Source organism: Streptomyces sp. NRRL WC-3549, assembly GCF_000721935.1.
In the GTDB taxonomy this organism is placed as follows: domain Bacteria; phylum Actinomycetota; class Actinomycetes; order Streptomycetales; family Streptomycetaceae; genus Streptomyces.
This window is the reverse complement of sequence record NZ_KL585405.1, coordinates 4,794-8,179: the sequence shown is the minus strand read 5'-3', so window position 1 is coordinate 8,179 and position 3,386 is coordinate 4,794. Positions and strand designations below refer to the sequence as shown.

Here is a 3,386-nt window from a genome sequence, read left to right as displayed (position 1 = left end):
GCCGGATCCACCGCATGAACAGCCGCAGCACGGGGCCGGCGGGCGCCCGGTCGGTGAACAACCGGCCGTCGCGAAGGACCCGGCCGAACCGCCAGGACCTCCGTGCCGACCCGGCAGCCCGCTCCGTACGGACTCCCGGGCCCCCGGGCTTCGGAGCAGAGCTGCCCGTCATGTCAGCTCGGTCCGGCCTTGTAACCCACACCCCGGACGGTCACGACGATCTCCGGCCGCTCCGGGTCCTTCTCGACCTTGGAACGGAGCCGCTGCACATGCACGTTCACCAGACGGGTGTCCGCGGCGTGGCGGTACCCCCACACCTGCTCGAGCAGCACCTCACGGGTGAAGACCTGCCACGGCTTACGGGCGAGGGCGACCAGCAGGTCGAACTCCAGCGGGGTGAGCGCGATGGACTGGCCCTCCCGCTTCACCGAGTGCCCGGCCACATCGATGACCAGGTCACCGATGGCCAGCTGCTCCGGCGCGGGCTCCTCGGACCTCCGCAGGCGTGCCCTGATCCGGGCGACCAACTCCTTCGGTTTGAACGGCTTGACGATGTAGTCGTCGGCCCCTGACTCCAGGCCCACCACCACGTCGACCGTGTCGCTCTTGGCGGTGAGCATGACGATCGGCACACCCGACTCGGCCCGGATCAGCCTGCAGACCTCGATGCCGTCCCGTCCGGGCAGCATGAGGTCCAGCAACACCAGATCCGGCTTGGCCTCACGAAATGCAGCCAGTGCCTTGTCGCCGTCCGCTACGAACGACGGCTCGAAACCTTCTCCACGCAGCACAATGCCGAGCATCTCGGCCAGCGCGGTGTCGTCGTCGACGACAAGGACGCGTCCCTTCATAAACGACATCATCCCATTAGCTAATCGTTACCTGCGATGATCTGGCACACAGCTCTGCCAGTCCGACCCCCGTGACCGGGGAAATGACACCCTCCTCCGTGACGATCGCCGTGACCAGTTCGGGCGGCGTGATGTCGAACGCCGGGTTGTATGCCTGGGCTCCCTCGGGCCCAGGGACCGGCCCTCCCTCTTCCGCACCGGCCGGCACGGACCGAGGAAATGTGAACTCCGTCACTTCACTCGCGGAACGCTGCTCCACGACGACGGCCGTACCGTCCGGAGTCCCCAGATCGACGGTCGAGACCGGCGCCACCACGACGAAGGGCACGTGGTGGTACTTCGCCAGCACCGCCAACGGATAACTCCCCACCTTGTTGGCCACCGAGCCGTCCGCGGCAATGCGGTCCGCACCGATGAGTACGGCATCGACCTCCCCCGCGGCAAACAGAGAGCCCGCCGCGCTGTCCGTGAGGACCTGGAACGGCAGGCCGTTCCGCGCCGCCTCGTACGCCGTGAGCCGGGCTCCCTGGAGCAGCGGGCGCGTCTCGTCCACCCACAGCTGCCGCAGCCTGCCCTTGCGGTGCGCCCGCAGGGCGACGGCGAACGCGGTCCCCTCGCCCCCGGACACCAGCGCTCCGGTGTTGCAGTGGGTCAGCAGCCGGTGAGGCCCGTCCGGCAGGAGCTCCGCAAGCAGTTCCAGTCCGTACCGGGCCATCCGGTCACTGGCCGCGGCGTCCTCCCGGTGCAGCGCCCGTGCCTCGGCCAGTGCCGCCGAGGCCGCCTGCTCCCGGCCCGCCCCCTTCTCCTCGGAGCACCGGTACGCCTCGGCCACCCGGCGTGCGCCGTATCCGAGGTTCACCGCGGTGGGCCGCGCCCCCGCCAGCAGCTCCGTGGCCCGTGCCACGTCCTCGCCCCGGGCGGCGGCCAGAGCGACCCCGTACCCGCCGGCGATACCCAGCAGGGGTGCTCCCCGCACCGCCAGCGTGCGGATCGCCCGGACCAGCGCGGGAACGTCCGCGCACACCAACTCGACCTCCTGCGACGGCAGCCGCGTCTGGTCGAGGAGTACCACCGCGGGACCTTCGGGCGGCTCGGCCCAGCGGAGTACGGAAAGGGCCGGCGGTTCGGCGACCGCCGGGGAACGTGCGTCCTGATCAGCCATCCGCACAGTCTGCCCGGTGAGCGGCCCCCGCACGTGGGCAAGACGGAGGGACGGTGCCAGACCCGTGCCGGGGCGGCGCGTGGCACGATGGCTGCCAACCTGCCGCCCCGGTGAGCGGTCAGGACCGTGAAGGAGCGACGATGAACGACTCTCCGGGCTGGGCTTCGCCCGGATCCGCACCCTCCGACGGCCAGGACGGGGCCGGCATCCCCCGGCCCTCCGCACCGGCCGACGCGAGCGGCCCGGCCGGACAGTGGTCCGCCACACAGCCTCAGGGCGGGCAGTGGTCCCCTCCCAGCCCTCCCGGGGGCGGCCCGGGCATGCCTCCGCCCGCATCCGGCCGGGGCGGCGCGCCAGGGCCCGGGTGGGGCGGCCGGCCGCCCATGGCGGCGAAGCCCGGAGTCATCCCGCTGCGCCCGCTGGGCGTCCTCGAGATCCTCGACGGCGCCGTGTCCACGATGCGTACGCACTGGCGCCCCGTACTCGGCATCAGCCTCACCATCTCGGTGATCACCGAGGTCATCACCGTCCTCCTGCAGCGCTACGTCCTGCCGGAACCCACCTCGGTCGACCCGAACGCCGTCGGATCCGAGGCCCTGCGCCAGGCCTCCGACTCGATGCAGTCGGAACTGCTCTCCACGGCGCCGACCACGGTCATCGGGATGATCGCCACCCTCTTCGCCACCTCCGTCCTCACCGTGGTGGTCAGCCGCTCCGTGCTGGGCCGTGGCGTGACCCTGGGCGAAGCCTGGTCCGAGGCCCGGCCGAGGATCCTCCCGCTCCTCGGGCTGACCCTGCTGCTGAGCCTGATGAGTGCCGCGATCGTGACGGTGGGCCTGCTCCCGGGCCTGCTCCTCGACGGCGGCCCCGGCCTGGCACTGGCCGTCCTGGGCTTCTTCGGCGCCGTCGTCGTCGTGCTGTGGCTGATGATCCGCTTCACTCTCGCCGCACCCGCGCTGATGCTGGAACGCCAGCCCGTCCTCACGTCGCTGCGCCGGTCCGCGAAGCTGGTCAGGGGCAGTTGGTGGCGGATCTTCGGCATCCTGGCCCTGACCTACCTGATGGTCATCGTCGTCACCTTGGTCATCACCATCCCGTTCGGCGTCATCGCCGTGACCGTCGACAGCGAGGGACTGGGCGACTTGCTCAAGGGCGCCTCTCCCGACTTCGGCTGGCCCTTCCTCATCGTCACGGGCATCGGCGGAGTGATCGTCTCGACACTTGCCTACCCCTTCACCGCGGGGGTGATGGCGCTGCTCTACATCGACCGGCGCATCCGCCGTGAAGCGCTCGACCTGGACCTCGCCAGGGCCGCGGGAGTACCCGGGTACGACACTCCGAGGAGCTGACGCCGTGACGGCAGCGGGGGGGGC

Annotated in this window: 3 protein-coding genes; 1 reads left to right on the top strand and 2 read right to left on the bottom strand. The window is 71.0% G+C overall.

Annotated elements, in window-relative coordinates; genetic code table 11:
- Window positions 1-173: 173 nt before the first annotated feature.
- Both mtrA and mtnA read right to left on the bottom strand, forming a co-directional pair.
- Window positions 174-863, bottom strand: a complete 690-nt coding sequence (gene mtrA / locus IH13_RS0118055; RefSeq protein ID WP_187281934.1) for a two-component system response regulator MtrA — start codon at window positions 861-863, stop codon at window positions 174-176.
- A gap of 4 nt (window positions 864-867) precedes the next feature.
- Window positions 868-2,013 carry an S-methyl-5-thioribose-1-phosphate isomerase gene (gene mtnA, locus IH13_RS0118050; RefSeq protein ID WP_031085694.1) on the bottom strand — a complete coding sequence of 382 codons (1,146 nt, stop codon included), beginning with the start codon at window positions 2,011-2,013 and terminating at the stop codon, window positions 868-870.
- Between the two features lie 140 nt (window positions 2,014-2,153).
- Here mtnA and IH13_RS0118045 point away from each other — a divergent pair, with 140 nt between their 5' ends.
- The gene (locus tag IH13_RS0118045) at window positions 2,154-3,362 is read left to right on the top strand and encodes a DUF7847 domain-containing protein (RefSeq protein WP_031085692.1); all 1,209 of its coding nucleotides are present in this window, start codon (window positions 2,154-2,156) and stop codon (window positions 3,360-3,362) included.
- Window positions 3,363-3,386: the final 24 nt, after the last annotated feature.